This is a genomic window from Alicyclobacillus dauci (genome assembly GCF_026651605.1).
GTDB classification, from domain to species: Bacteria; Bacillota; Bacilli; order Alicyclobacillales; family Alicyclobacillaceae; genus Alicyclobacillus; species Alicyclobacillus dauci.
In genome coordinates, this window is sequence record NZ_CP104064.1 from 2,379,830 (window position 1) to 2,405,491 (window position 25,662).

Below are 25,662 nucleotides of genomic sequence, written 5' to 3' on the forward strand. Positions count from 1 at the left end.
GAGAGCCCGGAGCCCAAGCAGTCTGGTGACCATAGCGGAGGGGAAACACCCGTACCCATACCGAACACGGACGTGAAGACCTCCAGCGCCAAGGATACTTGGAGGGAGACCTCCTGGGAAAGTAGGACGTTGCCAGGCGAGAGAGAAAGAGCCCTTGAGGGAGCAGAGAATGCTGCCTTGAGGGCTCTTTTGTTTTGTTGTACGGGGAAGGTGATGAGGGGACCGACTAACGTGTGGAGGAAGATTTTTACAATAGAAACAAAATAAAATTAGAAAGGCCGCATGAAGATGCGAGCCTTCATTCGGGGATGCATGGAATAGCAGACTCCCAGTCCGCTCTTTGAACACATGTCGTCACCCCAAACTGAGTAGAGGAATGGGATTCCCTTCTGCGGCAATATGCTACTGATCAGATGGCTGTACAGTGCCAACAAAGGTGTCCTGGTTCGTTGTTTGAGCTGGGGCAGAGGCAAAATGCCCAACAAGGCCACGCTGGTACCTTAGCAGCCCCCGTCTCCCGTCCTTGGATTCACCCACACATATCATATTTATTTACAGGCTTGGACCCTACATCAAAGAGAAAGTCCGCATTCCATTTGTGTATCAGGGGACTCCCAGTCCGTTGTTGAGCACATGTCGTCACCCGACGTGGACTAGAGGAACCGGGTACCGTTACGTGGCCATCTTCTTCTGTCGAGCTGCAAGCAGCCTCAACACAGGTCTCCCGATCCCTTGTTGGCGTCTAAGCAGAAGCAAAGTGCCCAACAAGGGCAATCTTTCCGGGCCCGCATCACGACTCGGCCTGTGCCATGATCCCTGCGTGCGGTTCACCCGGAAACTGTGAAAAGCAAACTTGCAACTGTAACCCGATCGTGGTATAGTTTAGCGGCGGTACCGACAGCACTGACTAATGGCTGCACCGTTAAGACGTGCTTGGGTATTGACTTGTTGAGCGGGTGTGGCGGAATTGGCAGACGCACCAGATTTAGGTTCTGGCGGGAAACCGTGGGGGTTCGAGTCCCTTCACCCGCACCATATTAGTCAGAAAAAGGGCGGCTTTGCCGTCCTTTTTTGATTATACTATGGGCAAGCACAATATCTTGCCGCATAATTAGAAGAACACCATACATAACGATGTCCCAGATTCTCAGTGGGGTGTAGACGGAGGTGGCATAATGCCTGTAACAATATACGACGTTGCCCGCGAAGCGAAAGTGTCCATGGCGACGGTTTCGCGCGTTATAAACGGCACAGCGGTAGTAAAAGACGAGACGAAGAAACGTGTTCAAGATGCGATTGCCAGACTGGGATATCGTCCAAATGCCATAGCGCGGGGTTTAGCGAGTAAGCGTACACGTACCATCGGCGTGATCGTTCCGGACGTTTCTGCAGCATTTGTTGCTGAAATGGTTCGGGGCATTGAGGATATCGCAACGATGTACGACTACCATATTATTCTTGTCAATTCGGACTCCCAAGTGGAACGAGAAGTGGCCTTGGTTGGAACGATGTGGGAGAAACAAGTTGACGGAATTCTGTACATGACCAATGTTCTTAGTCAGCAGGAGATCGATGCGTTTGAAGAGGCACAGATTCCCGTTGTTCTGTGTTCTACGGAAGATCCGGAGCGACGCATCCCGTCCGTGAATATTGACAACTATCGTGCCGGAAAAGACGCGGTAAACTTCCTGTTGGATCACGAATGTAAGAACATTGCCTTCGTAACGATGGATGAAGGTGTGTCTGTCGTGGCGGATCGAAGACTACAAGGGGCCAAAAGTCGGGTACGTGATGAATCGCTTCACGTCATTCGTACAGGTCATGGGCGCTACGAGGTCGCGCTGAAGTTGGTGGAGGAATATATTCAGACGCACAAAATTGATGGAGTCGTTGCGGCTTCGGACGAGCTTGGGTTAGCCACTATCCACGCAGCACAGGACATCGGATTGAATGTTCCGGGTGACGTGAAGGTCATCGCCTTTGACAACACTCGCTTGGCTAACATGGTGCGCCCGGAAATGACCGTCATTGCACAGCCGATGTACGATTTCGGGGCGGTGTCCATGAGGCTGTTGACGAAATTGTTACAGGACGAGCCGGTCGATAATTACTCAGTGACCTTATTGCACAATATTGTAGAACGCAAATCGACCTGAAGATGGCGTTCGATAAATCGAGGGAATGGTCTTGTGATAAAGGAATACATTGAACAAAACCGAGATGTTATCGTTTCGACGCTGCAAGACCTGTTGCGGATCGAGAGTGTGAAAGGGCACCCAATCCAGGGCGGACCTTTTGGCATGGGACCAGCGTCAGCGCTGAACTACATATTGTCTCTGGCAGAAGAGCGCGGTTTTGTTACCAAAAACGTCGATGGCTATGCGGGACACATTGAATACGGCGAAGGCGAGGAGTATGTCGCCGTTGTCAGTCACCTTGACGTTGTTCCGGCCGGTGATGGGTGGACTCATCCCCCTTACGGAGCGGAGATACATGGGGGAAGAGTCTATGCCCGCGGTGCCATTGATGACAAAGGTCCTGCTATGAGTACGGTTTGGGCATTGTTTGCTCTGAAGGAACTTGGTATTCAACCGAAGCGCAAAATTCGCCTCATCTTTGGTTTGGATGAGGAGTCTGATTGGCAATGTATGGAGCATTATTTTCGTTATGAACCCAAGCCAATCGGTGGGTTTACGCCTGACGCGAGTTTTCCACTGATTTATGCGGAAAAGGGGTTGACCACCTTCCGTATAGACATTCCTGCAGATGCTGAGAGTATGTCTCTGCAAGTGTTGTCATTTGAGGGCGGCGAGCGTTTTAACATGGTTGCCGATCACGCTGTTGCTCGAGTGGATTGCCATTCAGCAACTGCTGCCAACGAATTCGCTCTTCGACTCCGAAAGAGTGCAAAGGAAGCTCAAATGACCACATCGATTGAATCAGAGGACTGCATCGTAACCGTCCAAGTTAATGGGGTGTCAGCTCACGCTTCGAGACCTGATTCCGGTGTGAATGCCGTGATTCAACTGGCGCAACTGCTTGGGTCGGGTACGGTCTCGAATTCGTCGATGTGGAGGACGATTGGATCGTGGGATACAAAAGGCCGGGGTTTGGGGATTGACACAGAAGACGAGGAAACAGGTCCACTGACAGCCAACCTCGGAAAGGCAGAGTTGGTTGATGGTACATATCGTTTCTATATTAACATTCGTTTTCCCATTCGATTAAAGGTCGATCAACTGCTTCAAACTGCACAAAGTTATTTGTCAGATAAGTGGCAGGTATCCGTTATCGAGCACCTTCCGCCTCTGTACATCGATCCCCAATCGGTTCTCGTGCAAACACTCATGGATGTGTATCGCTCGTTTTTCGATGACGGACTTGAACCTCGGACCATCGGCGGTGCGACTTATGCACGTGCCATTCCAAATGCGGTGGCGTTTGGTGCTTTGCTCCCCGGTCGCGACGATTTTGCGCACAAGGTCGACGAGAATTGGATAGTTGACGACTTTTTAACATGTATTGAGATTTACGCGGAAGCCATGACACAGTTGTCGAATAAGTTATAATGTAGGTACAGCATTTTCCCTTGTCAAAAACACCCTAGTTGCGCGAAAAGGAGGGAACGCCGGATGCGAGTTGAACGAATTGCTAAGGACAAAGTCCGTATATTTATCAGCTATGATGATCTAGAGGAACGTGGGATCGATCGGGACGAAATATGGCACAACGGCAAGAAGGTTCAAGACTTGTTTTGGGACATGATGGAGACTGCCTATATGGAAGTCGGTTTTGAAATTGCAGGTCCTATTTCCGTTGAGGCGTTCACTATGCCGACGGAAGGTGTTGTGGTTATCGTTACACGAATTCCAAGTATTCCAGGTGTTGCTCAAGATGACGATGACGACGATGATGATGACGAGGGGCTCATTCACCGTCACCAGAATTATGCGCAGTCTATCGACTCGCAGCTCGTGTTTTCATTTGATGAGTTCGACGACTTGATTGCGGTCTGTCACACGCTTGTGGCTTACGATCTAGAGAGTTCACTGTTTCACTATCATGATGCATACCATTTGGTCATTACGGATCCGCTTGTCGTGGAGACGTTTCACACGATTGCGGCAGTCCTTGGAGAGTATGGGGTGCCAAGTGACGCAACGGAAGCGGTATTGACCGAATACGGGCATGAAATTATTCGTGAGGATGCTATTAAGACCATTGCAGAACGGTTTGCAGTGTAGATTATATAAGTACCTAAGAGTGATCTTGCTGACTCAGCGGATTACTCTCTTTTTTTGTCCACAACGACGGTTGTTTCGTCTTTTAACATCCGTACAGGCAGTGTATACTATGGGGAGTCTTTTTCGTAGAGATTTATCATTCCTTAAGGTGGTTTTGTCCTGTGACGCAAGCTAACTCGACGCAATCCAACGCGGTTGAGAAAGAAAATACGGATGTTCTTGTACGCACCCAGGAAGTAATTCTGGAAGCGCTCCAAACATTGGGATATGACCGACAGGTATATGATATTTTGAAGGAACCATTGCGGGTTTTAACCGTTCGTTTTCCAGTTCGGATGGATGACGGCTCAGTAAAAGTCTTCACGGGATATCGCGCACAACATAATGACGCCGTAGGTCCAACAAAAGGTGGTATTAGACTTCACCCTGACGTCACACACGATGAGGTTGAAGCCCTAGCTATTTGGATGTCAGTCAAGTGCGGGATTGCCGATTTGCCCTATGGGGGTGGCAAAGGGGGAATTCAGTGTGACCCGCGGGACATGTCCTTCGCCGAAATTGAACGAGTCAGTCGTGCATACGTTCGTGCGATCAGTCAGATTGTCGGACCGGCCAAAGATATACCAGCTCCTGATGTCTTTAGCAACTCTCAAAATATGGCATGGATGTTTGATGAATACTCACGCCTTCGGGAGTTTGACAGTCCTGGATTTATCACTGGTAAACCCCTTGTACTCGGTGGGAGTCGCGGACGTGAAAGCGCAACTGCGAGGGGCGTAGCCATTTGCATTGAGGAAGCAGCAAAAGTGAGAGGAATTGCGCTTAATGGAGCCAAAGTCATTGTCCAGGGTTTCGGCAACGCTGGCAGTTACGTTGCAAAGTTCATGTTTGACGCAGGTGCAAAGGTAGTAGGTATATCCGATGCATATGGCGCTCTCTATCGTGAAGACGGCTTGGACGTTGATGAGCTGCTTGAGAGGCGTGATTCATTCGGAACTGTGACACGTCTCTACCGAAATACAATCAGTAATCGTGAATTACTCGAAATGCCGTGCGATATCTTGGTTCCAGCGGCAATTGAAAACCAGATTACACAAGACAATGCTGCAAATGTGAAAGCATCAATCATTGTTGAGGCCGCAAACGGACCTACGACATCTGCGGCGACCCAAATCTTGACAGACAACGGTGTCTTACTGGTTCCAGACGTTGTCGGCAACTCGGGTGGGGTCATCGTGTCATACTTTGAGTGGGTTCAAAATAATCAAGGGTATTATTGGACCGCAGAGGAAGTCGATGAACGACTTTCTGCCCGGATGCGGACGAGTTTTCATGGGGTATATAAGACATCGACAAAATACAATGTGAACATGCGGTTGGCAGCTTATATTGTCGGTGTTCAACGAATGGCTGAGGCCATCCGCTGGCGTGGTTGGGTATGATCGGCCTATGAGTGAGTAAATAATGTAACCCAGAACGTCGTTTGATGGTGTGGAGGGACACGTATGCATTCGGAAACGTTGGTTACACAACCATTGCAAAATACCATCGTTTCGTTTGCGCAACGCATTAAAGTACATATTCACTGCCGTAAATGCGGTGAGACCTTCATATTGCGTGGCGTGAAGGACGGTAAGGGACATATTGAAACCGGATTTAAACGGTGTATATGTGACAACGAATACGATTTTCACGTAGAACCACTGGCATGATGGGCTTCTGAAAAAAGAAAATATGAATGAGTAATTATGTCTGCGATACCCCATCGCAGGCATAATTTTTTTTTACTTTCAAACACTACGGCTTAGACAATCAGTCGTATTTTCCTTATGAAGGGAGCCCGTACGATGCGAAAGAGAGCCCTGTTATTACGTCTAGTATGTGCCGTATCGACACTGTCGATTTGCATCCCGATCATTTATCCGAAACCTGCATATGCATTCACAGCTCAAAATTTGATGTATGGAAGCCAAGGATATGATGTCGATGAATTGCAGGGTCGATTGAGACTACTTGGATATTATTGGGGGAAAATTGACGGACAGTTCGGATGGAAAACGTATTGGTCTGTTCGAACCTTTCAGTATAACTTCGGTCTGAAAGTAACTGGCGAGGTTGATATGCCAACGAAACGCAAGTTGGTTAATGCAACACCCAACTGGCATAGTCCGGGTCAAAAGTCCAGTAATAATCAAGGCAATAGTGGTCGAAATACCGGGTCAACGGGGTCAAATGGCCACGGGAACACGGACACGTCATCGGGTACGTCTAATTTTCCATCAACTCTCCACGGCCTTAGTCAACACGACTTAAATCTCATGGCACATGTGGTTTATGGAGAAGCACGTGGGGAAAGTTTCGTAGGAGAGGTCGCGATTGCTGCAGTCATTGTGAATCGTTTAAAAAGTACTAAATACCCGAATTCTGTACCAGCTATCGTTTATCAACCAGGGGCTTTTTCAGCTGTCTCTGACGGTCAAGTAAACTTGGCACCCGACGCACAAGCCAAACGAGCCGTCATGGAGGCGGTTCAGGGCTACGACCCTACACACGGCGCAACAGCATATTTCAACCCAGCAAAGACAAATAATCCGTGGGTGTGGTCCCGTCCCGAAATCATTACCATCGGTCACCACATTTTTACGAGTTAGGCTTCACTAGGAGGGTTCCAATTGTTACATCGAGTAACTTGGCTCGCAGCTGCCACATTGGCCGTTGTCGCCATTGGCACAAGTGTTGGCTACTGGGGATATGGGCAAAAGCAGCAAAAAGAATCGTTTGCGAGGATGGCCGAAACGCAGTATGAATCGGCGTTTCACAATCTTGTGAGCGATGTGCGCGGTATGCGCGCCGAGATGGCCAAATCACTTGTGACTCGGGATAATACCGTATTTCACGAGCATTTGAGTGATGTATCCCGCCTGTGCTACGCGGCGGAATCCAGTTTATCGCGTTTGCCAGCGGATACAACGCCATCGAATCACCTTCAAACGTACTTGCACGCAGTCGATGGGGCTGTGAATGATTGGATTCACCACGACACTGGAGCAACGGATCGAACAGTTCGACAGAAGTTAAGCACCTTTTATAAGGAGTCCGCAACCGTTGTTTCGCAACTGGGGGATTTACAGACGCAACTCGGCGGAGCCCAAGGCGCTTCGTGGATTCGCCGAAATAATAACACGACAACAGGGTTGGCGCTGGACGGCATGAGAAAGGTCGATACACAGGTCGCGACGCTCTCAGCAGTGAAACCGACGCCGCCGGTAGACACGGGGACGACCGTTTCCTATGCCAAAGAACCCATTGTCACATCCGCATCGGCCCTTCGACAAGTCACAAGGATTACTGGGGCCAAAGATACGAAAGGCTGGCAGGCAAAACTATACCGTCAGAATCAGCCCACGGGTTACTACCGCATAACTGGCACATTTAAAGGAGCAAATGTATGGGCTGAGGTCAGTCAGCATGGTGGGCACTTGCTGATGTATCATAACGATCGCACTGTACAAACGAGCAAATACGACTACGCCCAGGCTGCAAACGACGCCGCACGCTGGTTGGCTGCACAAGGGTTTACTCATGTCGAGCGTCAAGAGGGGCTCCAGTACGATCATACGGCAATGTTTACCTTTGCACCGACAGTCGGAGGTGTACCCGTATTTGGACAACCCATACAGGTTCACGTCGCACTGGATAACGGTAGCGTCACTGGCTTCAACGCAGCAAAGGCTTATGAAAACCCTGTAACGAGTGTGCCGGATCGAAAGCTGACCGTGAACCAACTGCAGAAAAGGTTGAGTCCAGACTTTGAAGTTAGAATGGAACGGCAAGTTATTGCGTTGAATGAGCACCACCAATACGTGCCCGCCGTGGCATTCTACGGGACGATGAAGCAGGAAACCTTCTGCGTGGTCCTTGACGCTCGCGACGGTACGGAAGTCCTGGTGGATCAATTGACGTAACCTCCCCTTCTGCGCGGCTTCTGTGTATAATGAAGTCCAGAGGAGCGCGGAGGAGGACCGTTGGATGTCGATCACACCAAAAGTTGGTACGAGCGTACGCATCAAATTGGAGGGAAATGATCGCGATACGTATCGGTCTCGAGTTGCAGATGTAGATAAAAAGCATCTATATCTCGATATACCTGTACATCCGCGTTCGGGTCACGAACTGGATGTGAAGGTAAAGCAAAACTTACGTATCGAATACTTAGGGTCCGGCAGTGTTGTTTATAAATGGACTTCTCCAGTTCTTAGGAAAGCGTATATCCCAACACCCGCTATTCAAGTGGGTCTACCTGATAAGGCGAAGGACTTAGAACGGATTCAACGCCGCGAGTACTTTCGAACATCACTGGGGGCTGTGGTGAAGATAACCAGCACTGCGGACGGAAAGCAGTATGTCATGAAGGCTGTTGATGTGAGCGGCGGCGGCATGGCGGTTAAAACAACTGAGGAAGTAACCCTCAGTGTCAACGATTACGTCGTCGCCAAGTTCACCTTGCCTTATTCGGAATATGAGATAGAAGTCCCATGTCGCATTGTTCGATTATTTCAAGATGTTGACGAAGAGGAAACTGAGGACGAAGCCGAAGACGGGGAAGGTAATCAAGATAAGGACAGTGCAGAAGTTGAGACTGAACTCGAAATACAAAAACAAGAAGTCACCCCGAAATTCGCAAAGACGAATAAGCCAATAGAAACTTTAGTCTCGATGGCCTTTACAGATATGAAGGATCCGGATCGTCAACAGATCGTTCAGTATACCTTTATGCGCCAAAGAGCTCAGAGACGACTGGACTACTGACATAACGGAGGCGAGTTTGCATAGCCTAGGCATGGAGGGATGTCCATGTCGTCAAAGAGTCGTGAAATACATCGCATTCTAGGATTTTTTGATGGTTGGTTTATTCCAATGGCCTTCGGTGTTCTAACCGTCTTTGTGTGTATTCAGTTGCTCGGTTTTTTACCCGGCGTACGAGCGGCAATGGATAAAGTTGAAGGAAGGTTGAGTGTTCAGCCGGCAACAGTACCTCCAACTGCCGTTCAATCCGACTCCGCTGTCGTAACGTTGACAGTGGACTCTTTAACCAGTGCTTTGGGCGTCGAAGTGCTGGTCAATGGCCGTTCACTCGGTAACTTTACGACGAATCAAATGAGAATCACCGTTCGTGAAGGGGATCAGATCCAATTTGTCGATTCGACAGGCGATAGTGTTTCCATCTCCGTCGACACGGACAGCGACAAACTTTTGCTCCCCGCGCCAGGTCAGTCGATCCAGCTTGACGATTCGACCAGACAGGCCTTCCTACCGGCAGCGGAGTTTATGTAATTCACCCTGAGCATCGTTGCAGTCGTGTAAAGCGGTATGGTAGCATAATGACAAGCAGTTTGGGTCGATCACAACAGCGAAATCAACGGGGTGGGTTTTGTAGAAGCCTGCCTTTTTTTGTGTAGTATATGATGAATGACTTGGTAAGGGGTTAGCTGGATGTATCCTATAAGCGTCGCAATTGACGGACCAGCGGGAGCTGGTAAGAGCACTGTTGCAAAAATGGTGGCAAAACGCCTTCAGTTCTTGTACGTAGACACAGGGGCTATGTACCGGGCAGTAGCCTACCTTTGTTTGCGACACCGCGTGGATGCTGAGGACGCGGTCGCCGTGGAACACCTTCTCAACACGCACGATGTTGTGTTTGCAGAAGGCACGGATGGAGGTATTCGGGTATCTGTAGATGGTCTTGAGGTCACGAAAGCACTCCGAGATCCGGACGTGAGCTCACGTGTTTCGGCTGTTGCGGCTCATCCACAAGTGAGGACTCGTTTGACCGAATGGCAACGGGCGTTCGCTCGAGACCACTCAGTTGTTATGGATGGACGCGATATTGGTACAGTCGTGTTGCCCCACGCCACTGTCAAGGTGTTCTTGACAGCAGATGTACGCGAACGGGCTAGACGCAGGCAATCTGAGTATCAAGGCAGGGGTTTCGAAGTGCCGTTTGAGGATATTGTTCGAGCTGTCGAAGAGCGTGATCGACGGGATTGTGAACGAGCGGTTGCTCCTTTAGTTGCCGCGGATGACGCTCACCGCATTGACTCCACGTCAAAGAGCATTGAGGCAGTCGTCAATGAAATTTTGCAACTTGTGGAGAACGCCCATGTCCGATAACCAAACGATAACTCACCAGACACCTTTCTATCGTTTTGCCAGGTTTGTCGTCACCTCCTACTTTCGACTCTCTTATAACCTTCGAGTAGAAGGACTAGAGAACATCCCAGTTGACGGTGGCATTATCATTGCTTCTAACCATTTAAGCAATCTCGATCCGCCGCTTATTGGAATCTGTGTAACACGATACATACGGTTTATGGGCAAAGCGGAGCTATTCAGTGTTCCGGTTTTGGGCAAGATTTTCTCCGTGTTAGGAGCCTTTCCCATCCACCGGGGAAAAATTGATAAAAACGCAATTCGAACGGCGATCAACGTTGTGCAATCTGACGGTTGTCTTGTCATGTTTCCGGAGGGGCACCGGTCAAAAACCGGGGAACTTGGAAGTTTTCTACCAGGGGTGGCATCGATCGCGAAAAAAGCAAACGGAGTCGTCGTCCCTGCTGCTATTGTCGGTCCATATCGCCGTTTTCGTCCCCTTATGGTAAGGTTTGGTGAGCCTATGGAGGCACGGAGTGAGTCAGGAAGAGACTTCCTCGACGAATTGAGAGACCGTATCGAGAGTCTGTTGAGACAAGATGGAAACCAATCATGATACATAGCGGAGAGATTGTCCAAATCCTCGTTCTTTATGTTACAGTATTATTGGGTGTACTGCTGTATGTTTCCGTGTTATCACGCCTGGAGCCTATCCAGAGTAACGATAACCGTGTCGGGAAACGGCGAACTCATTTGACTTTGGCACTCGTTGGCGTCATAACTATGATATTCGGTGTTGGATGTGCGCATCAAATTTGGCCTCGAGCGAATGTGTTTTGGTTGCCGATTTTAGGCATTCTAATCGTATCGGCTGCCGTGATTTTGTATCGTTTCCGAAGGCTTTCACCGAAAACGAATTAGCGCCGGCTTAGTCGTGCGTTGACTTTAATAAACTTTTCGTTGAACTGGAACAGGAGGCAATCTAATGTCAGAGGATTTACGGGAAATGCTGACCGATGGAGCTGTGCACGAGGGGGATACCGTCACCGGCGAAGTTACCGCCGTTGATGATAACGGTGTGACCGTCGCTTTGTCGCACGGATTTGAGGGTCATATCTCGCCACAGGAATTGTCTGCACTACCTGGAACACAACCTGCGCAGGTGCTTGCTGTGGGCGATAATGTGACTGCAGTAGTCACAAAAGTCGACATGGAGTCCGGACAAGTCGCTTTGTCCAAGCGTCGTGCCGAACAATCCGAAGCATGGAACAAAATGCAGGCGCTTTTCGATAGTCAAGAGGCTTTTGACATTGAAGTTCGAGATGTCGTAAAGGGCGGCCTAGTGGCTGATGTGGGTGTGCGTGCGTTTATTCCGGCATCCCTTGTTGATCGTCGCTTCGTGGAAGATCTAAACGAGTTTAAAGGGAAGACCCTCCGGGTGAAGGTCGTAGAACTCGATCCGGAGAAAAACAAACTGATTTTATCGCGTCGGGCAGTTCTTGAAGCGGAACAAGAAGAAAAAGCTCACGAGTTAATGGAAAAACTGCAGCCGGGTACCGTTGTCGAGGGCGTTGTTCAGCGATTGACTGATTTCGGCGCTTTTGTGGATGTCGGCGGTGCCGATGGTTTGGTTCACATTTCCGAACTGTCATACAGCCATGTTGATCACCCTTCAGACGTCGTCAAAGAGGGAGACCACGTGAAAGTCCGAGTTTTACGGATAGATCCTGATGCTGGACGAATTTCCTTATCCATTAAGGCAGCTGAGCCGGAACCATGGGAGCAATACGCGACACAGTTCCATGCTGGTGACGTAGTCAAAGGTACTGTTAAACGGGTTGTGGATTTCGGTGCCTTTGTAGAACTTCAACCTGGTTTGGAAGGATTGGTGCACGTTTCTCAAATCTCCAACGAACACGTTGCGCAACCGTCTGATGTACTCGAGCCGGGTCAAGAAGTGACAGTTAAAATTTTGAGTGTTGAGCCGGATCGTAGACGTATATCGCTTTCCATGAAGGAAGCGAGCGGCGGTGGTTCAGACAATCAACCTCGTCGTCGTGAACCTCGTCGTCAGACCGAACGCCAGCCAGAAATGCCTTCTTCCGGTACAGGGGCAACACTTGGGGATTTGTTCGGGGATCTCTTCAAAGATTAATTCACAGTTGTGTTGACCTAAGGGCTGCTCAAAATGAGCAGCCCTTTTTATTCACGCATAATCTTGATTCATTTCCACATACTTCTAGTGCCTGGAGGTGTGGTGATGGATTGGCACCAAACCTTGATTTTTTGTTCAGTTCTTCTTTTACTTCCTCGGTTTGGTTTGGACAAGCGATTTCATCTCATTGGAGATCTCGTCATTGTTGGAACTATCATTTGCGTAACGCTTCTTCACGCGTTGGTTCCATCCCCCTATCTCATGGTCGGTCCGATTGTGCTGAGCGCCGTCCGGGCTCTGCATTTACATTCAGTTCATGGTAAATTGCAAGGCATTGTTCAAGGAGGTCTCACGGCCATCTTTCATCATCAATGCCAACGCCTGTATCCGTTTGCGACGCTGTGTGGCATATCCTCTGGGGTTGTCGGCGCGTTGGTCATAGCCTTATTATTGATGATCTTTGCCGGTGACTTGAATTCCATGTGGTGCTCTGCTGGAATCTTTTATCTTGGCGCTTTCTGCATTGAACTGTGGACAGGTGTGTCTGTAAATGTACTCCATTTAATTGGGCTATTTTGGGCTTTGGAGACTGCATTGGCATCCATTCATTGCGTTCGTATGGGTATTCGTGCTTTTAACCAACGAAGTCGGCACAAAATTGTATAATTTGACGTGGCTCTGTCTATATCGCATAATGTCGAGATGTATGTGAGGAATGAGGGGGATCTATCCATGCCAAAAATTAGACTAGTTCGCCCAGGCTCTTTGGCAGAGGAACTCGATCTGCAGCCTGGCGATGAATTGTTAAAGATAAATGGGACGACCATTAATGATATCGTCGATCTGCAGTTCGCCTTAGCGGATGAAGAGATCGAACTCGAAGTGAAACGCGTCGATGGTGAAGTATGGCAAATCGAAGTTGACAAGGACTACGATGAAGGCTTGGGTGTGGAATGGGAACACCCTACCGTGGATCGGGTGCACTTGTGTCATAACAAGTGCGTGTTTTGCTTTGTTGACCAAATTCCAGGTCAAATGCGGAAGACTTTAAACGTACGTGACGATGATTATCGTCTGTCCTTTCTGCACGGGAACTTCGTTACGTTGACAAACTTGAAGGAAGGCGAACTGGAGCGGATCGTCCGCTTGAAGATGTCGCCGCTCAACATCTCCGTCCATGCAACAAACCCACAATTGCGCGTACGGATGGTCGGTAACAAGAAAGCAGGAGAGATCTTAAATCAGATTTCCTACCTTGCCGATCACGACATTGAAATGAATACGCAAATCGTCCTGTGTCCTGAGTGGAATGATGGTGAAGAGTTGGATCGGACCATCCGTGACTTGGCACCGTTTTATCCTGCGGTACGCACGCTGTCGGTGGTTCCTGTAGGACTTACAAAGCACCGTCGTGGGCTTCACAAACTGCGCAGTTGTACATCTGAGGAAGCTCGGCAAGTGGTTCACCAAGTTCGTGAGTGGCAAGAGAAGTTGCGCCCTGAGTTGGGCACTTCGTTTGTGCATGCAGCGGATGAGTTCTATGTGTTGGCTAATGAGCCTGTGCCGCCGAGTGATTACTACGACGACTTTTCTCAAACAGAAAACGGCGTCGGTGTCATTCGCACATTTTTAGATGAACTCGATGAAGCTTACCCGAAAGCACCCAAGCGAATCAACGGTGAACGTCGAAAAGTTGGGATCATCACGAGCGTGTCAGCAGAACGTACCATTCGCGCCTCAATGAAACGGTTTGATGGTGTTCATGGTCTTCATTATGAGGTGCTCCCGATTGTCAACAATTTTTACGGGAACAATGTTTCCGTTGCTGGGTTATTAACAGCCACGGACATTATGGCTCAACTCGCTGGCAAAGTGGCTCATTTTGATACACTGCTGTTGCCGGATATTATGCTAAAAGATGACGATGATATCTGTCTGGACGATTTTCGAGTCGATGACATGAAGCGAGCACTAAAAACGGATATTACCGTCGTACCTGCCACGGGAATGGGCTTAGTTTATGGAACCCTGGGATACACTCAGGCACTGCCACCTCGGCGTCGGTACGAAGCTACATTGCGAAGCGTAGCGAATGCCCAGTAAAGATTGTCAGTTGTCATTCTCCAGAGAAGGGAATAGCAGACATGTCAGCACCAGTTGTGGCCATTGTCGGTCGTGCAAATGTAGGAAAGTCAACGCTGTTTAATCGCATTATTGGTGAACGTCTGTCCATTGTCGAGGATGTTCCTGGCGTGACGCGCGACCGCCTGTACGCCAAGGGTGAGTGGAACGGCGTTAAATTTGATTTGATCGATACCGGCGGGATCGAAATGGATGAAGAGGATGAGATGGGAAACCTCATCCGCGTGCAAGCTCAACTTGCAATCGACGAAGCGGATGTCATCTTGTTCCTCGTCGATGGACGAGGGGGATTATCTGTTCAGGATGAGTATGTGGCAGAGTTCCTACGTCGGTCCAAAAAACCGGTTGTGCTCGGCGTAAATAAGCTCGATCACCATAGTCATCACGCACAGAGTTACGAGTTTTATAGCCTTGGTTTCGGCGAACCGATACCACTTTCGGCCGAGCACGGTATGGGGACGGGAGACGTTCTTGATCGCGTTGTGGAATTGCTTCCAAGCTACGAGGAAGAAGCTATCGATGAAGACGCAATCCGCATCGCGTTTATTGGGAGACCAAACGTCGGTAAGTCAAGTCTTGTCAATCGCCTGCTCGGTGAGAACCGGGTCATGGTCAGTGACGTCGCAGGAACGACCCGGGACGCGGTCGACACGCCGATCATACGTGATGACCAAAAATACGTTCTTGTCGACACGGCCGGCGTCCGGCGGCGTGGCAAAGTATACGAGAGCATCGAGAAGTACAGTGTCTTACGTGCTGTGCGCGCAATGGAACGGGCAGACGTCTGTTTTATTGTCATCGATGCTGAACGCGGAATTGCCGAGCAGGACAAACGTGTCGCTGGCTACGCCCTTGATGCAGGATGCGCTATCGCATTTCTTGTGAATAAGTGGGACGCTGTTGACAAAGACGACAAGACAGCGCATCGTTTTGAGGAGGAGATTCGCAGCCATTTTCCGTTCATGCGCTGGGCTCCCATCTTGTTTGTTTCCGCACTGACTGGCCAGCGGGTTTCTCGTGCCTTAACATTGGCGCGTGATATTGCCGAGAATCTAGTCATGCGTGTGCAAACATCGGCCCTCAATCGTGTGCTTGCTGACGCTCAAGTATCAGTTGCTCCGCCTTCGACGAAAGGTAGAAAACTGAAACTGTACTACGGGACACAGGCATCCGTGAGGCCGCCGACATTTATCATCTTCGTCAATGACCAAGAACTATCGCACTTTTCTTATGAACGGTATTTGGAGAATCAGTTGCGAGAAGCTTTTGGTTTCCAAGGAACACCGATTCGCATTCGCATGCGGACGCGGTCCCAAGGAGAAGATGCGTAGACCATCAACGGGTGGGGAGAGGGAAACGTGATCGTATTGTGGACCATTTTGGGCATCATTGTCGCTTACTTGGTAGGTTCCATTTCGACATCGACCATAGTTGTGCGATTGGTTGCGGGAAAAGACATTCGCCAACATGGAAGCGGTAATGCTGGCGCGACAAATACGCTGCGGATGTTGGGGACAGCATGGGGTATCATCGTCCTGATTATCGACGGCATAAAAGGGATGGTTGCACTCTGGATTGTCTATGGAATGACAGGGGGCAATTCTGTTGCACTCGCTCTCAGTTCGATTGCCGTAGTGCTTGGGCATAATTGGCCCATCTTTTTTGGTTTCCGAGGCGGCAAGGGAATTGCCACAACGATTGGTGTACTGCTCTGGTTGGCGCCCATCATGACCATCATCGCTGGCGTTATTTGTATTGTTGTCATTGCCTTAACAAGATATGTGTCGTTGGGCTCCTTGATTTTGTCAGTATTGATTCCAATTTTGCTGGCCATTTGGGCCCCGTCGCACAGCGCAGCGTTGTGGGCGTCGGTTGTTCTGGCACTGTTGTCGATCTACCGTCATCGAGAGAACATCGGACGCTTGATCCGCGGCAAAGAACGCAAATTGTTTGATAAAAAGAGTGATGAATTTTGAAGGCGGCTGTACTGGGTGCCGGCAGTTGGGGAACAGCGCTGGCCAATGTGTTGAGCTCGAATGGCCACGATGTCATCGTGTGGGGACGTGACAGGCGCGTCGTTGATTCTCTGAATTACCGGCACGAGAATGATCGGTATTTGCCTGGTGCTGAACTGTCGACGACTCTTCGTGCGACAGACGACGTCAACGAAGCATTGACGGACGCGAATTTCGTCATTGTATCCGTTCCGTCCAAGGCCATTCCAGACGTGTGTACTCTGGTCGCACCATACATATCGAGCGAGGCGTGCGTTGTGCACGCTGTAAAAGGATTTATTCGACCGGACAACACGCGAGTCGCGGAGTACATGGCAAAGGCATTGCCGAAAATTGCGGGCCGATTGGTTGTGCTCTCTGGCCCGTCCCATGCGGAAGAGGTTGTTCGCCGGAAACCGACCACGGTCGTCGTCGCAAGTGAAAGTAGAAGTGCTGCCGAGATGGCACAGGATGTCCTCATGAACGAGCACCTTCGGGTCTACACTCAGTCCGACATGGTGGGGGTTGAGCTGGGCGGCACCCTTAAGAATATCATCGCGTTGGGTGTCGGGCTCACCGATGGACTGGACCTCGGCGACAATACCAAGGCTGCCCTCATGACGCGCGGTCTCGCAGAGATGACCAGATTAGGTGTTCAACTCGGTGCGTCACCGCTGACTTTTTCAGGACTAGCCGGCGTCGGCGACCTGATCGTCACGTGTACAAGTTCACATAGTCGAAACTATCGCGCAGGCAAGTTGCTGGCTTCTGGTTTAACGCTGTCGCAAACGCTGTCTCAGATTGGGATGGCGGTGGAAGGCGTGGGAACGACGTTTGCGGCGGCCGAGTTGGCTTCGAGCCATCATGTCGAGATGCCGATCACGAGAGCTTTGCGACGCGTGTTAGAGGGCTTGGTGGCTCCTGAAAACGCAGTACGTGAGCTCATGCAACGCGATAAAAATCACGAAATGGAAGATGTTGGACAGCAACCGTTGACGCATGACTGGAGGCGTCCATAATCTCTTGGCCAATGCGTCGCGGGACGCTTGGTCTTTTGACCAAGTTTTGCTAAACTAATGCCGAAGCTAGGCTCCATTCTCAATACGGGAGGATCACCATGAGCAAAGTTCCGGACAATTTGAAGTTCTCCAAGGAGCACGAATGGGTTCGTGTTGATGGCAATCGGGCTTATATCGGAATTACAGATTTTGCACAAGATGAACTAGGTGACATTGTCTATGTCGAATTGCCTGAAGTTGGGGCGAAACTCGCTGCCGGCGAGACCTTCGGTACGGTTGAGTCCGTCAAGACGGTATCGGATTTGTTTGCACCATTAAGCGGGTCTGTTGCTGAGGTGAATTCTTCCCTACAAGACACACCTGAAAAGGTGAACAGCAGCCCTTACGACGACGGGTGGATGGTTGTCGTGGAAATGGACGACAAGAGTGAGTTGGACGCTTTGTTGGATGCGGCTGGCTACGAGAAACATATCAACGAATAGAAAATGAATCGTTTTCAGGGTTGCGGGACACGTTCCGCAACCTTTTTTTATATTTCGTTCTACTTCGTGTCTGCTGGCCGTATATATAGTCAACGTCAGGGACGAGTTTCGAAAACAAGCATTACCCTGGGGTGTGACGCATATATTTTCTACTGTCCACCGACACCGGGACAGTCTACGGGGATTGTCAGTGGGCCGGGGCAAGGCATGCGTACGTAGCAGTCTACGCCGGTCATCTTGAGGAGGGAGAAGCGTGGAAAAATTCGACGTCTTTAAGGATATTGCTGAGCGAACGGGGGGCGACATCTACCTCGGCGTGGTCGGCCCCGTGCGCACTGGCAAGTCGACCTTTATTAAAAAGTTCATGGAATTGATTGTGCTTCCGAACATAAAGGACGAGGCTGAACGCGTTCGGGCAACCGACGAATTGCCACAAAGTGCGGCGGGACGAACGATCATGACGACCGAACCGAAGTTCATCCCCAACCAAGCTGTCGAAGTGAGTGTCGCTGAAGGGTTAGACGTAAACATTCGCATCGTGGACTGTGTTGGCTATGCGGTAAACGGTGCTCGAGGATATGAAGACGAAAACGGTCCGAGAATGGTCACGACCCCATGGTTCGATGAGCCTGTGGCGTTTCAAGAAGCCGCAGAAATTGGTACGCGCAAGGTCATTGCGGATCACTCCACAATCGGTGTCGTTGTTACGACTGACGGTAGTGTGGCGGAGATTCCGCGCGAGGGATATGTCGAGGCGGAAGAACGTGTCGTGGAGGAGCTCAAAGAACTGGGTAAGCCGTTCGTCATCTTGGTCAACTCAGTCAATCCCGAGCATCCGCGGGCTCAGGACTTACGTGATGAACTAATGGCGAAGTACGACGTGCCAGTCATCGCCCTGTCCTGCTCAACCTTGACAACACACGAAATCAATTACGTGTTGCGTGAAGCACTTTATGAATTCCCAGTCAAAGAGGTCAACGTGAACTTACCGAACTGGGTAATGGTTCTCGATGATGAGCACTGGCTGCGTCAGCAGTTCCATGACTCGGTTCGCGACACGATTCAGGATATTCGCCGTATCCGCGATATTGATCGGGTTGTGGCCCAGTTCACAGACTACGAATTCGTTTCGAATGCCGGCCTGTCGCATATGGATATGGGTCAGGGCGTGGCCGTCATCGACCTGGACGCACCCGACGAGTTATACGATCGCGTCTTGACGGAAGTCGTCGGCGTGCAAATTACGGGTCGCGATCAACTGCTGCGCATGATGAAGGACTTTACTTACGCGAAGAAAGAGTACGACAAAGTAGCCGAAGCACTTCGCATGGTGAAATTGACTGGCTACGGAATCGCACCGCCGGCCTTGGAAGAAATGACTTTGGATGAGCCGGAACTAATCAGGCAGGGATCGCGTTTTGGCGTACGATTGAAAGCAACTGCACCGTCCATTCACATGATACGAGTTGATGTGGAAAGCGAGTTTGCTCCAATAGTCGGCACGGAAAAGCAGTCGGAAGAACTTGTTCGCTATCTCATGCAGGATTTTGAGAAGGACCCACTGAAAATCTGGGAAAGCGACATCTTCGGTAAATCACTGGCGGCAATCGTCCGTGAAGGGATCTCGGGCAAACTCTCGCTGATGCCAGAAAACGCCCAGTTCAAGTTGAAGGAAACGTTGCAGCGGATTATCAATGAGGGCAGTGGCGGGCTGATCGCCATCATCCTGTAACACGAGCCTCCAGGCCAAACCTGGGTATTCTATTACCTGGGTTTGGTTTTTTTCTGCACAAACGAAACATGGGGTGTTGCGGATTGGTACGGATCACGCTATAATAGTTCGTGCACTTAAAAAACGGGATGTGGCGCAGCCTGGTAGCGCGCTACCTTGGGGAGGTAGAGGTCACGGGTTCGAATCCCGTCATTCCGACCAATAGTCTATTTTACATACTAAATGCACTTTGTGTGTGAATCCGACGTGTGTTCAGATCAATAGGTGGTCAAGTCAAGCCCCTTATTCGGCGAAGCAATCGAATAAGGGGCTATTTGATGTTCGAAGAGACGCCAAGTTTGCGCGCAGTTTCATACGTGGTATCGACCTGTTCATTTTGACCGTTTACGCAACGCGACATGGATGCGGGACTGTGCTTTGTCCTGAAATGAGGGAATGAGGCTAAAATCGTTTTATGTTTGCTTCTTGCAAATGAGCGTGGCGAAGTGGTAACATTGTTAAGCGATCGAATACGAACGTCGTTGGATTCCGCGAATAACAATCGTTCATGGCCGAGGATAGCGGGATGTGGCGCAGCCTGGTAGCGCGCTACCTTGGGGAGGTAGAGGTCACGGGTTCGAATCCCGTCATTCCGACCATAAACCAGCGTGAATACGCTGGTTTTCGCTGTTTTTAGAAACCATTTCTCGCTATATTAGGGGGTTCGGATATGGCAGACTCACCTGTATTAGGAGACTACTTCGTCATTCATGCACGTGAAAACGGAGTTCAAGTGATTGGAATGACACGCGGCCAGGAAACTCGGTTTCATCACGCCGAGAAGTTGGATAAGAACGAAGTCATGATTGCTCAATTTACAGAGCATACATCAGCGATGAAAATTCGCGGCAAAGCGGTGCTCTATACGAAACATGGTACCATTCGAACCGACGCAGGAGACGAAAAGTAAGTCATATCCGTTTGTGGTATACTATTTGGAGCGGTGTCGACTGTGAACGGCGTGATACATAAGGAGATGACACAGGCTTGACGGATTGCAAGGAAAGTTTGTTCAGACGCGTCGAGCGTCGTGCAATGGAACATATGCATCATGACTATTTGGCGTCCCGCCGAATCAGCCAATCCGTCAGTCGCTTTCACTTTGATGTCGGTTATGCCATCTTGACAGCGGCAGACGTGACCGAGTCGGAAATTGAAGAAGTGCTAGCCGCTGTGTTGCTGTTGGAACAGGGGCTGTCCATCCATGACCATGTGGACGAGTGGGAAGGCGAGAAGCAAAGTCTTATCGTGTTGGCGGGAGATTACGATAGTAGTAAGTACTACTTTCTGCTCGCCGGGCTCAATCAAAGTCGCTTGATGTACGTTCTGTGTGATGCTGTAGCCCGAATTAATGAGGCCAAGATGACCATTGTTTTGGAAGGTGGTCGATTGTCGTCGCAGGACTACATGGGCTTGATGGGGATTGTACGCGGTGAACTCCTGAAGGCGCTCGCATCTTATTACCTTGGTGAAGATGGTGCCTGGCTTACCCATGTGCAGTCTCTCGTACAAGCTCACGTTGTTCAAGACGAATTGCTTGCACGCAGATCGAAACACAACTTCACCATACGTCAAGCATCTGAATGGTTGTCAGATTCCATGGACCGTGTTGTCACGTTGCCATCCACAGCATTAGTTGGCCCCCTTTATAACTTCTTGGTCGAGTATTTTAGGCCCATCCAAGAAACGGTTGAGCACATGCACTTAGCGGAAGGGAACCAATAGCTATGCAGGGCGATAAAGCGACACATGTACATGAAGTCTTCACCAAAATTGCACGGCGGTACGATTTCATGAATTCCGTTTTGAGTTTTCAGCAACATCGCTTGTGGCGTCATTTTGCCATGAAGCAAATTCAGTTTAGACGGGATTCTCGAATTTTGGACGTCGCCGCCGGAACGGGTGCTTGGACGTACGCCATGGCGAAACAGATCGGGCCCGAAGGCCGGGTTATCGGCCTGGATTTCACTGAGGCGATGTTGGAAGTTGCGAATGAGCGATTAGCTACCTGTGCACAGCGAGATCGAATAGAATTTGTGCACGGGAACGCCATGGACTTGCCATTTGAAGACAATCAGTTTGATATCGCTACAATCGGTTTCGCATTGCGTAATGTCCCAAATGTTGAACAGTGTTTGAGCGAAATGCTGCGCGTGGTCAAACCGGGCGGGGTTGTGGTCTCACTTGAGCTGTCGAAACCGGATTTTGCGTTGTTTCGGAAACTGTATTACTTTTATTTCTACAAAATCCTTCCTCGCATCGGGGCGCTGGTAGTGAAGGATAAGACACCGTACGCTTGGCTCCCGGAATCCCTGACTGATTTCCCGGACCGGAAGCGACTCGAGCAAATGTTTCGTGATGCAGGGATGGTAAACGTGAGAAGTTATGCACTCACGTTCGGGATTGCTGCTCTGCACCTTGGCTACAAACGAGAGGCGTGAACACGGGTTGGATTTTAACAGTGTGTATCAAAACTACTACGCTGAATTGGATCAGGTTGAGCACATCTTACACGAGCGTGCCGTTTCTCGACACAAGATACTGAGTGCCGCCAACAATCAGCTAATCGATGCCGGTGGTAAGCGGCTTCGTCCGCTGTTTGCACTGATCTGCGGAACGGTTTCAAGGAGATCGGAGGCCACATCGTTACGGGTGGCTAAAGTGGCTGCGGCGTTGGAGCTGACCCACATGGCTACGCTTGTACACGATGACGTGATCGACGGAGCCGATCTTCGTCGGGGAAAACCGACAGTTCGCAGTGAGCATGGGAATCTAGCTGCGATGTACACGGGTGACTTTTTGTTTGGGCGCGCCATTCAGTTACTGGCGGAAGTTGACGATGAACGCGTACATCAACCAATGGCATTGGGAATGGTGCGCCTTTGCCAGGGCGAGGTTGAACAGATTCGCGATTTTTTCAACTGGGACCAATCAATCAGAACCTATTTGCGCAGAATTGAGCGCAAAACGGCACTACTCATCGCGTTAAGCTGCTCACTTGGGGCTCGTGTGGGCGGTGCATCTGACGTGGATGTGAATGTCCTTCGGCTATTTGGTCACTATACGGGTATGGCCTTCCAAATTATTGATGATTTACTGGACTTTACCGGGAGTGTTCAAGTTGTCGGAAAGCCCGTGGGCGGTGACCTACGACAGGGAAATATCACGCTTCCTGCACTGATTGCAGCCCAGAACAATCGGACGGGCGAGCGGTTGCGTCAACTTGTTCAAGCAGGCATGCCAAATGACGCCGCCGACGAAGCCATTAGATTGATTACTGAATCCGATGGACTCAGTGTAGCGAGGACCTTTGCTGAAAAATACTTAAAGAAGGCCCTTTCCGTTTTGCGTCGGGTAAGCGAATCGCGAGTTCAACAAGAACTAGGGGTATTGACTCGATTCGTTGCGGAACGCGCTTTTTAGGTTGAAGTATGACGATAAGTCTCGTACAATTACGCTGGCAAGAACAGCTAAAGGAGTGGCTTGTGTGGCAGTCCAAAAGACGTTTGTAATGGTTAAACCTGACGGCGTACAGAGAGGTCTCGTCGGGGAAATTGTAAGTCGGTTTGAACGGAAGGGCCTTAAATTGGTGGCAGCGCAATTGATGCAAGTTCCGCAGGCGCTTGCTGAGGAACATTACGCTGAACACAAGGAACGCCCTTTCTTTAAGGACTTGGTTTCGTTTATTACATCTTCACCTGTGTTCGCGTTTGTTCTTGAAGGTGACAACGCGATTAGTGTTGCCCGCACCTTGATGGGGTCAACCAATCCTGCAGAATCTGCTCCTGGAACCATTCGTGGTGATTTCGGTCTGACTATCGGAATGAACATCATTCACGGATCTGACTCTCCGGAGAGTGCTGCTCGCGAAATCAACTTGTGGTTCAAGAACGAAACCGTCTCCTATGATAAGTCAGTTGACGTGTGGTTGGCATAAGACGCTATCTGGATATGGAGAATGGGCCCTTCGGGGCCCATTTTGGCGTTATTTCGCTATTGGCGGGCAAAAGCGAGGATGGAGTCTTTCTTTTGTTCGACAAGTTTTCGGCCTATTTCAACACATTCATTCATTTGTGAAAAACGCCGCCACTTGATTTCACTTAAATCTGGCTCCAAAACGTAAGTGGTTGACCCTGGCGTAATATCGTTGTCGATTGATTCTCGGAGTAGGATGTCGAACGATCGCGACAAGACATCGACTAACGTGGTTGGCTCATATTTTTTGGTGAGACGGTACAAGTTTACTGCTATGATTTTCTTGCAACCCACTTCGTGTAGGACTTTGACCGGTACATAGTCGCGCATCGCTCCGTCGACGAGAAGCAAATCGTTAAAGACGACGGGTGTAAAAATCCCCGGCAGAGCACAACTACCGGTGATAGCACGTGGGATGTCCTTTATTGTGAAGCATAATGTATTGCTAATAGGGTGGTCCTCTGTCGTAAAAACGACGGGGAGACCGCTGATCAAGTCTGTTGCGACAATGTATAGTGGAATCATGGAACGTCGGGGAGCAAGCAGGCGCTCTATGTACTTCATCAATTTTCGCCCCCGTAAAAGTCCTGAGGGCACATACGGGATTTTTTTTGATTTAGTGGGCCGAACATGATGAACTGTCCATGACCACACAGAGGACCACATGGGGAAGCCGTAGTCGATCAGCCGTGCTCCGGGAAAACTTTCCAATAAGCAAGCAAATTCCTTGGACCGATATCCATGTGCGTAAAGCGCACTGACGAGGGAGCCGGCACTTGTCCCAGCTATTGCATCAGGCTGAACGCCGATTTTCTCAAGAGCGTTTAGCACGCCCACATGTGCGGCGGCTTTTAACGTTCCGCCACTCAAGGCGAGGCCGAGATACGGTGATGATTCCGTCGCCACACGCAACACCTCACTGTCGCTTTGTACAGACGAACCTCAGGAGTGTAGATCATGGACGAATTCGAATGGTTTATGGATGCGTTTCATCAGTTAACTGGAATCGATTTGACTCAGTACAAGCGTCCACAAATGGAACGGCGATTGACAAACCTCCGAGATCGGCGCGGGTTTCATGATTTCCCCAGTTATATTCGAGAATTGGGTGTACGTCGGGAGTTACTCGATGAACTCCTCGATAAAATGACGATTAACGTTTCGGAGTTCTTCCGCAACCCGGAACGCTGGGAACAGTTAGGTCAACTTCTCCAGAATCGAAAACAACCGATTAAAGCATGGAGCGCTGCCTGCTCAACTGGTGAAGAACCTTACTCACTGGCAATGTTGTTAGATTACTTGGGCATCAAGCACGACACGATTCTTGCGACTGATATTGACGAGCGGGTCCTCGCGAAGGCTGCACAGGGGAATTATGATTCCATGCAGCTTCGCGGTACAGACAGATCATATCGGGACAAGTACTTCGATGTAGACGGGACCAAATTTCAGGTAAAGAAACAGATTCGTGATCAGGTTGAGTACCGAAAGCATAATCTCCTCAGTGACAGTTATCCATCCGGTATGGATTTGATCATATGTCGTAACGTGTTGATTTATTTTACGGACGATACAAAACAGTCAATTTTGGACAAGTTCACGCTTTCGTTAAGGGTTGGTGGGCTCTTGTTTGTCGGCAGCACGGAACAGTTCTTTGGATTGAACTTGCCGCATCTAAAATTAGTTGCTCCTTTTACGTATGAAAAACAGTGAGCAATGAGCGAGTCGGC

Annotated in this window: 25 protein-coding genes, 3 tRNA genes and 1 rRNA gene; 28 read left to right on the top strand and 1 reads right to left on the bottom strand. The window is 49.8% G+C overall.

What is annotated here, in order from left to right; all coding sequences use genetic code 11:
- Positions 1–21: 21 nt before the first annotated feature.
- The 27 genes from rrf to ndk all read left to right on the top strand — a co-directional run bounded on the left by rrf (position 22) and on the right by ndk (position 23,894).
- A 5S ribosomal RNA gene (gene rrf / locus NZD86_RS12155) occupies positions 22–138 on the top strand.
- Positions 139–952: 814 nt separating this feature from the next.
- A tRNA-Leu gene (locus NZD86_RS12160) sits at positions 953–1,035 on the top strand.
- A 140-nt stretch (positions 1,036–1,175) separates the two neighbouring features.
- The gene (locus NZD86_RS12165) at positions 1,176–2,156 is read left to right on the top strand and encodes a substrate-binding domain-containing protein (RefSeq protein ID WP_268041943.1); all 981 of its coding nucleotides are present in this window, start codon (positions 1,176–1,178) and stop codon (positions 2,154–2,156) included.
- A gap of 33 nt (positions 2,157–2,189) precedes the next feature.
- On the top strand, positions 2,190–3,569 hold the full coding sequence (gene pepV, locus NZD86_RS12170) for a dipeptidase PepV (RefSeq protein WP_268041945.1): 1,380 nt from the start codon (positions 2,190–2,192) through the stop codon (positions 3,567–3,569).
- 63 nt (positions 3,570–3,632) lie between these two features.
- Positions 3,633–4,244, top strand: a complete 612-nt coding sequence (locus NZD86_RS12175) for an adaptor protein MecA (RefSeq protein WP_268041947.1) — start codon at positions 3,633–3,635, stop codon at positions 4,242–4,244.
- A 161-nt stretch (positions 4,245–4,405) separates the two neighbouring features.
- Positions 4,406–5,686, top strand: coding sequence for a Glu/Leu/Phe/Val family dehydrogenase (locus NZD86_RS12180; protein ID WP_268041949.1), 1,281 nt, complete (start codon positions 4,406–4,408; stop codon positions 5,684–5,686).
- A 405-nt stretch (positions 5,687–6,091) separates the two neighbouring features.
- Complete coding sequence (gene sleB, locus NZD86_RS12185) at positions 6,092–6,895, top strand: spore cortex-lytic enzyme (protein ID WP_268041951.1); 804 nt, start codon at positions 6,092–6,094, stop codon at positions 6,893–6,895.
- Between the two features lie 21 nt (positions 6,896–6,916).
- Positions 6,917–8,209, top strand: coding sequence for a PepSY1/2 domain-containing protein (locus NZD86_RS12190; RefSeq protein WP_268041954.1), 1,293 nt, complete (start codon positions 6,917–6,919; stop codon positions 8,207–8,209).
- 64 nt (positions 8,210–8,273) lie between these two features.
- Positions 8,274–9,053, top strand: a complete 780-nt coding sequence (locus tag NZD86_RS12195) for a flagellar brake protein (protein ID WP_268041956.1) — start codon at positions 8,274–8,276, stop codon at positions 9,051–9,053.
- A gap of 45 nt (positions 9,054–9,098) precedes the next feature.
- Entirely contained in the window at positions 9,099–9,578 is a 480-nt protein-coding gene (locus tag NZD86_RS12200; RefSeq protein ID WP_268041958.1) for a hypothetical protein, read from the top strand.
- A 159-nt stretch (positions 9,579–9,737) separates the two neighbouring features.
- On the top strand, positions 9,738–10,415 hold the full coding sequence (gene cmk / locus NZD86_RS12205) for a (d)CMP kinase (RefSeq protein WP_268041960.1): 678 nt from the start codon (positions 9,738–9,740) through the stop codon (positions 10,413–10,415).
- The gene (locus tag NZD86_RS12210; protein WP_268041962.1) at positions 10,405–11,010 is read left to right on the top strand and encodes a lysophospholipid acyltransferase family protein; all 606 of its coding nucleotides are present in this window, start codon (positions 10,405–10,407) and stop codon (positions 11,008–11,010) included. The genes cmk and NZD86_RS12210 overlap by 11 nt, the downstream gene beginning before the upstream one ends.
- A gap of 369 nt (positions 11,011–11,379) precedes the next feature.
- On the top strand, positions 11,380–12,549 hold the full coding sequence (rpsA, locus tag NZD86_RS12215) for a 30S ribosomal protein S1 (protein ID WP_268041964.1): 1,170 nt from the start codon (positions 11,380–11,382) through the stop codon (positions 12,547–12,549).
- 105 nt (positions 12,550–12,654) lie between these two features.
- Entirely contained in the window at positions 12,655–13,215 is a 561-nt protein-coding gene (locus NZD86_RS12220; protein ID WP_268041966.1) for a hypothetical protein, read from the top strand.
- A 66-nt stretch (positions 13,216–13,281) separates the two neighbouring features.
- The gene (locus tag NZD86_RS12225; protein ID WP_268041968.1) at positions 13,282–14,652 is read left to right on the top strand and encodes a DUF512 domain-containing protein; all 1,371 of its coding nucleotides are present in this window, start codon (positions 13,282–13,284) and stop codon (positions 14,650–14,652) included.
- Between the two features lie 41 nt (positions 14,653–14,693).
- Positions 14,694–16,022, top strand: a complete 1,329-nt coding sequence (gene der / locus NZD86_RS12230) for a ribosome biogenesis GTPase Der (RefSeq protein WP_268041970.1) — start codon at positions 14,694–14,696, stop codon at positions 16,020–16,022.
- A 30-nt stretch (positions 16,023–16,052) separates the two neighbouring features.
- The gene (gene plsY / locus NZD86_RS12235; RefSeq protein WP_407655255.1) at positions 16,053–16,667 is read left to right on the top strand and encodes a glycerol-3-phosphate 1-O-acyltransferase PlsY; all 615 of its coding nucleotides are present in this window, start codon (positions 16,053–16,055) and stop codon (positions 16,665–16,667) included.
- Positions 16,661–17,704, top strand: a complete 1,044-nt coding sequence (locus NZD86_RS12240; RefSeq protein WP_268046860.1) for an NAD(P)H-dependent glycerol-3-phosphate dehydrogenase — start codon at positions 16,661–16,663, stop codon at positions 17,702–17,704. Before plsY ends, NZD86_RS12240 begins: the two co-directional genes overlap by 7 nt.
- 98 nt (positions 17,705–17,802) lie before the next feature.
- Positions 17,803–18,186, top strand: a complete 384-nt coding sequence (gcvH, locus tag NZD86_RS12245) for a glycine cleavage system protein GcvH (RefSeq protein WP_268041974.1) — start codon at positions 17,803–17,805, stop codon at positions 18,184–18,186.
- Between the two features lie 253 nt (positions 18,187–18,439).
- A complete protein-coding gene (spoIVA, locus tag NZD86_RS12250) occupies positions 18,440–19,918 on the top strand; it encodes a stage IV sporulation protein A (protein WP_268041976.1) in 1,479 nt (492 codons plus the stop codon).
- A 124-nt stretch (positions 19,919–20,042) separates the two neighbouring features.
- Positions 20,043–20,119, top strand: a tRNA-Pro gene (locus NZD86_RS12255).
- A gap of 360 nt (positions 20,120–20,479) precedes the next feature.
- Positions 20,480–20,556, top strand: a tRNA-Pro gene (locus NZD86_RS12260).
- Between the two features lie 71 nt (positions 20,557–20,627).
- A complete protein-coding gene (mtrB, locus tag NZD86_RS12265) occupies positions 20,628–20,867 on the top strand; it encodes a trp RNA-binding attenuation protein MtrB (RefSeq protein ID WP_268041978.1) in 240 nt (79 codons plus the stop codon).
- Between the two features lie 77 nt (positions 20,868–20,944).
- Positions 20,945–21,682 carry a heptaprenyl diphosphate synthase component 1 gene (locus NZD86_RS12270; RefSeq protein ID WP_268041980.1) on the top strand — a complete coding sequence of 246 codons (738 nt, stop codon included), beginning with the start codon at positions 20,945–20,947 and terminating at the stop codon, positions 21,680–21,682.
- A 2-nt stretch (positions 21,683–21,684) separates the two neighbouring features.
- Positions 21,685–22,398, top strand: coding sequence for a demethylmenaquinone methyltransferase (locus NZD86_RS12275; protein WP_268041983.1), 714 nt, complete (start codon positions 21,685–21,687; stop codon positions 22,396–22,398).
- A gap of 7 nt (positions 22,399–22,405) precedes the next feature.
- The gene (locus tag NZD86_RS12280; protein WP_268041985.1) at positions 22,406–23,380 is read left to right on the top strand and encodes a polyprenyl synthetase family protein; all 975 of its coding nucleotides are present in this window, start codon (positions 22,406–22,408) and stop codon (positions 23,378–23,380) included.
- Positions 23,381–23,444: 64 nt separating this feature from the next.
- Positions 23,445–23,894 (top strand): nucleoside-diphosphate kinase, encoded by a 450-nt coding sequence (ndk, locus tag NZD86_RS12285; protein WP_407655158.1) that lies wholly within the window; start codon positions 23,445–23,447, stop codon positions 23,892–23,894.
- Between the two features lie 56 nt (positions 23,895–23,950).
- Here the strand turns inward: ndk and NZD86_RS12290 are convergent, their stop codons facing one another.
- Positions 23,951–24,838, bottom strand: a complete 888-nt coding sequence (locus NZD86_RS12290; protein WP_268041987.1) for a patatin-like phospholipase family protein — start codon at positions 24,836–24,838, stop codon at positions 23,951–23,953.
- Between the two features lie 51 nt (positions 24,839–24,889).
- Here NZD86_RS12290 and NZD86_RS12295 point away from each other — a divergent pair, with 51 nt between their 5' ends.
- A complete protein-coding gene (locus NZD86_RS12295) occupies positions 24,890–25,645 on the top strand; it encodes a CheR family methyltransferase (protein ID WP_268041990.1) in 756 nt (251 codons plus the stop codon).
- The last annotated feature ends 17 nt before the right edge of the window (positions 25,646–25,662 follow it).

Bases quoted from the DNA above. Each gene is read 5' to 3' on its own strand.
- NZD86_RS12165 (WP_268041943.1), top strand. From the start codon at position 1,176: ATGCCTGTAACAATATACGACGTTGCCCGCGAAGCGAAAGTGTCCATG.
- NZD86_RS12175 (WP_268041947.1), top strand. From the start codon at position 3,633: ATGCGAGTTGAACGAATTGCTAAGGACAAAGTCCGTATATTTATCAGC.
- sleB (WP_268041951.1), top strand. From the start codon at position 6,092: ATGCGAAAGAGAGCCCTGTTATTACGTCTAGTATGTGCCGTATCGACA.
- NZD86_RS12195 (WP_268041956.1), top strand. From the start codon at position 8,274: ATGTCGATCACACCAAAAGTTGGTACGAGCGTACGCATCAAATTGGAG.
- NZD86_RS12200 (WP_268041958.1), top strand. From the start codon at position 9,099: ATGTCGTCAAAGAGTCGTGAAATACATCGCATTCTAGGATTTTTTGAT.
- cmk (WP_268041960.1), top strand. From the start codon at position 9,738: ATGTATCCTATAAGCGTCGCAATTGACGGACCAGCGGGAGCTGGTAAG.
- NZD86_RS12210 (WP_268041962.1), top strand. From the start codon at position 10,405: ATGTCCGATAACCAAACGATAACTCACCAGACACCTTTCTATCGTTTT.
- rpsA (WP_268041964.1), top strand. From the start codon at position 11,380: ATGTCAGAGGATTTACGGGAAATGCTGACCGATGGAGCTGTGCACGAG.
- NZD86_RS12220 (WP_268041966.1), top strand. From the start codon at position 12,655: ATGGATTGGCACCAAACCTTGATTTTTTGTTCAGTTCTTCTTTTACTT.
- NZD86_RS12225 (WP_268041968.1), top strand. From the start codon at position 13,282: ATGCCAAAAATTAGACTAGTTCGCCCAGGCTCTTTGGCAGAGGAACTC.
- der (WP_268041970.1), top strand. From the start codon at position 14,694: ATGTCAGCACCAGTTGTGGCCATTGTCGGTCGTGCAAATGTAGGAAAG.
- gcvH (WP_268041974.1), top strand. From the start codon at position 17,803: ATGAGCAAAGTTCCGGACAATTTGAAGTTCTCCAAGGAGCACGAATGG.
- mtrB (WP_268041978.1), top strand. From the start codon at position 20,628: ATGGCAGACTCACCTGTATTAGGAGACTACTTCGTCATTCATGCACGT.
- NZD86_RS12275 (WP_268041983.1), top strand. From the start codon at position 21,685: ATGCAGGGCGATAAAGCGACACATGTACATGAAGTCTTCACCAAAATT.
- NZD86_RS12295 (WP_268041990.1), top strand. From the start codon at position 24,890: ATGGACGAATTCGAATGGTTTATGGATGCGTTTCATCAGTTAACTGGA.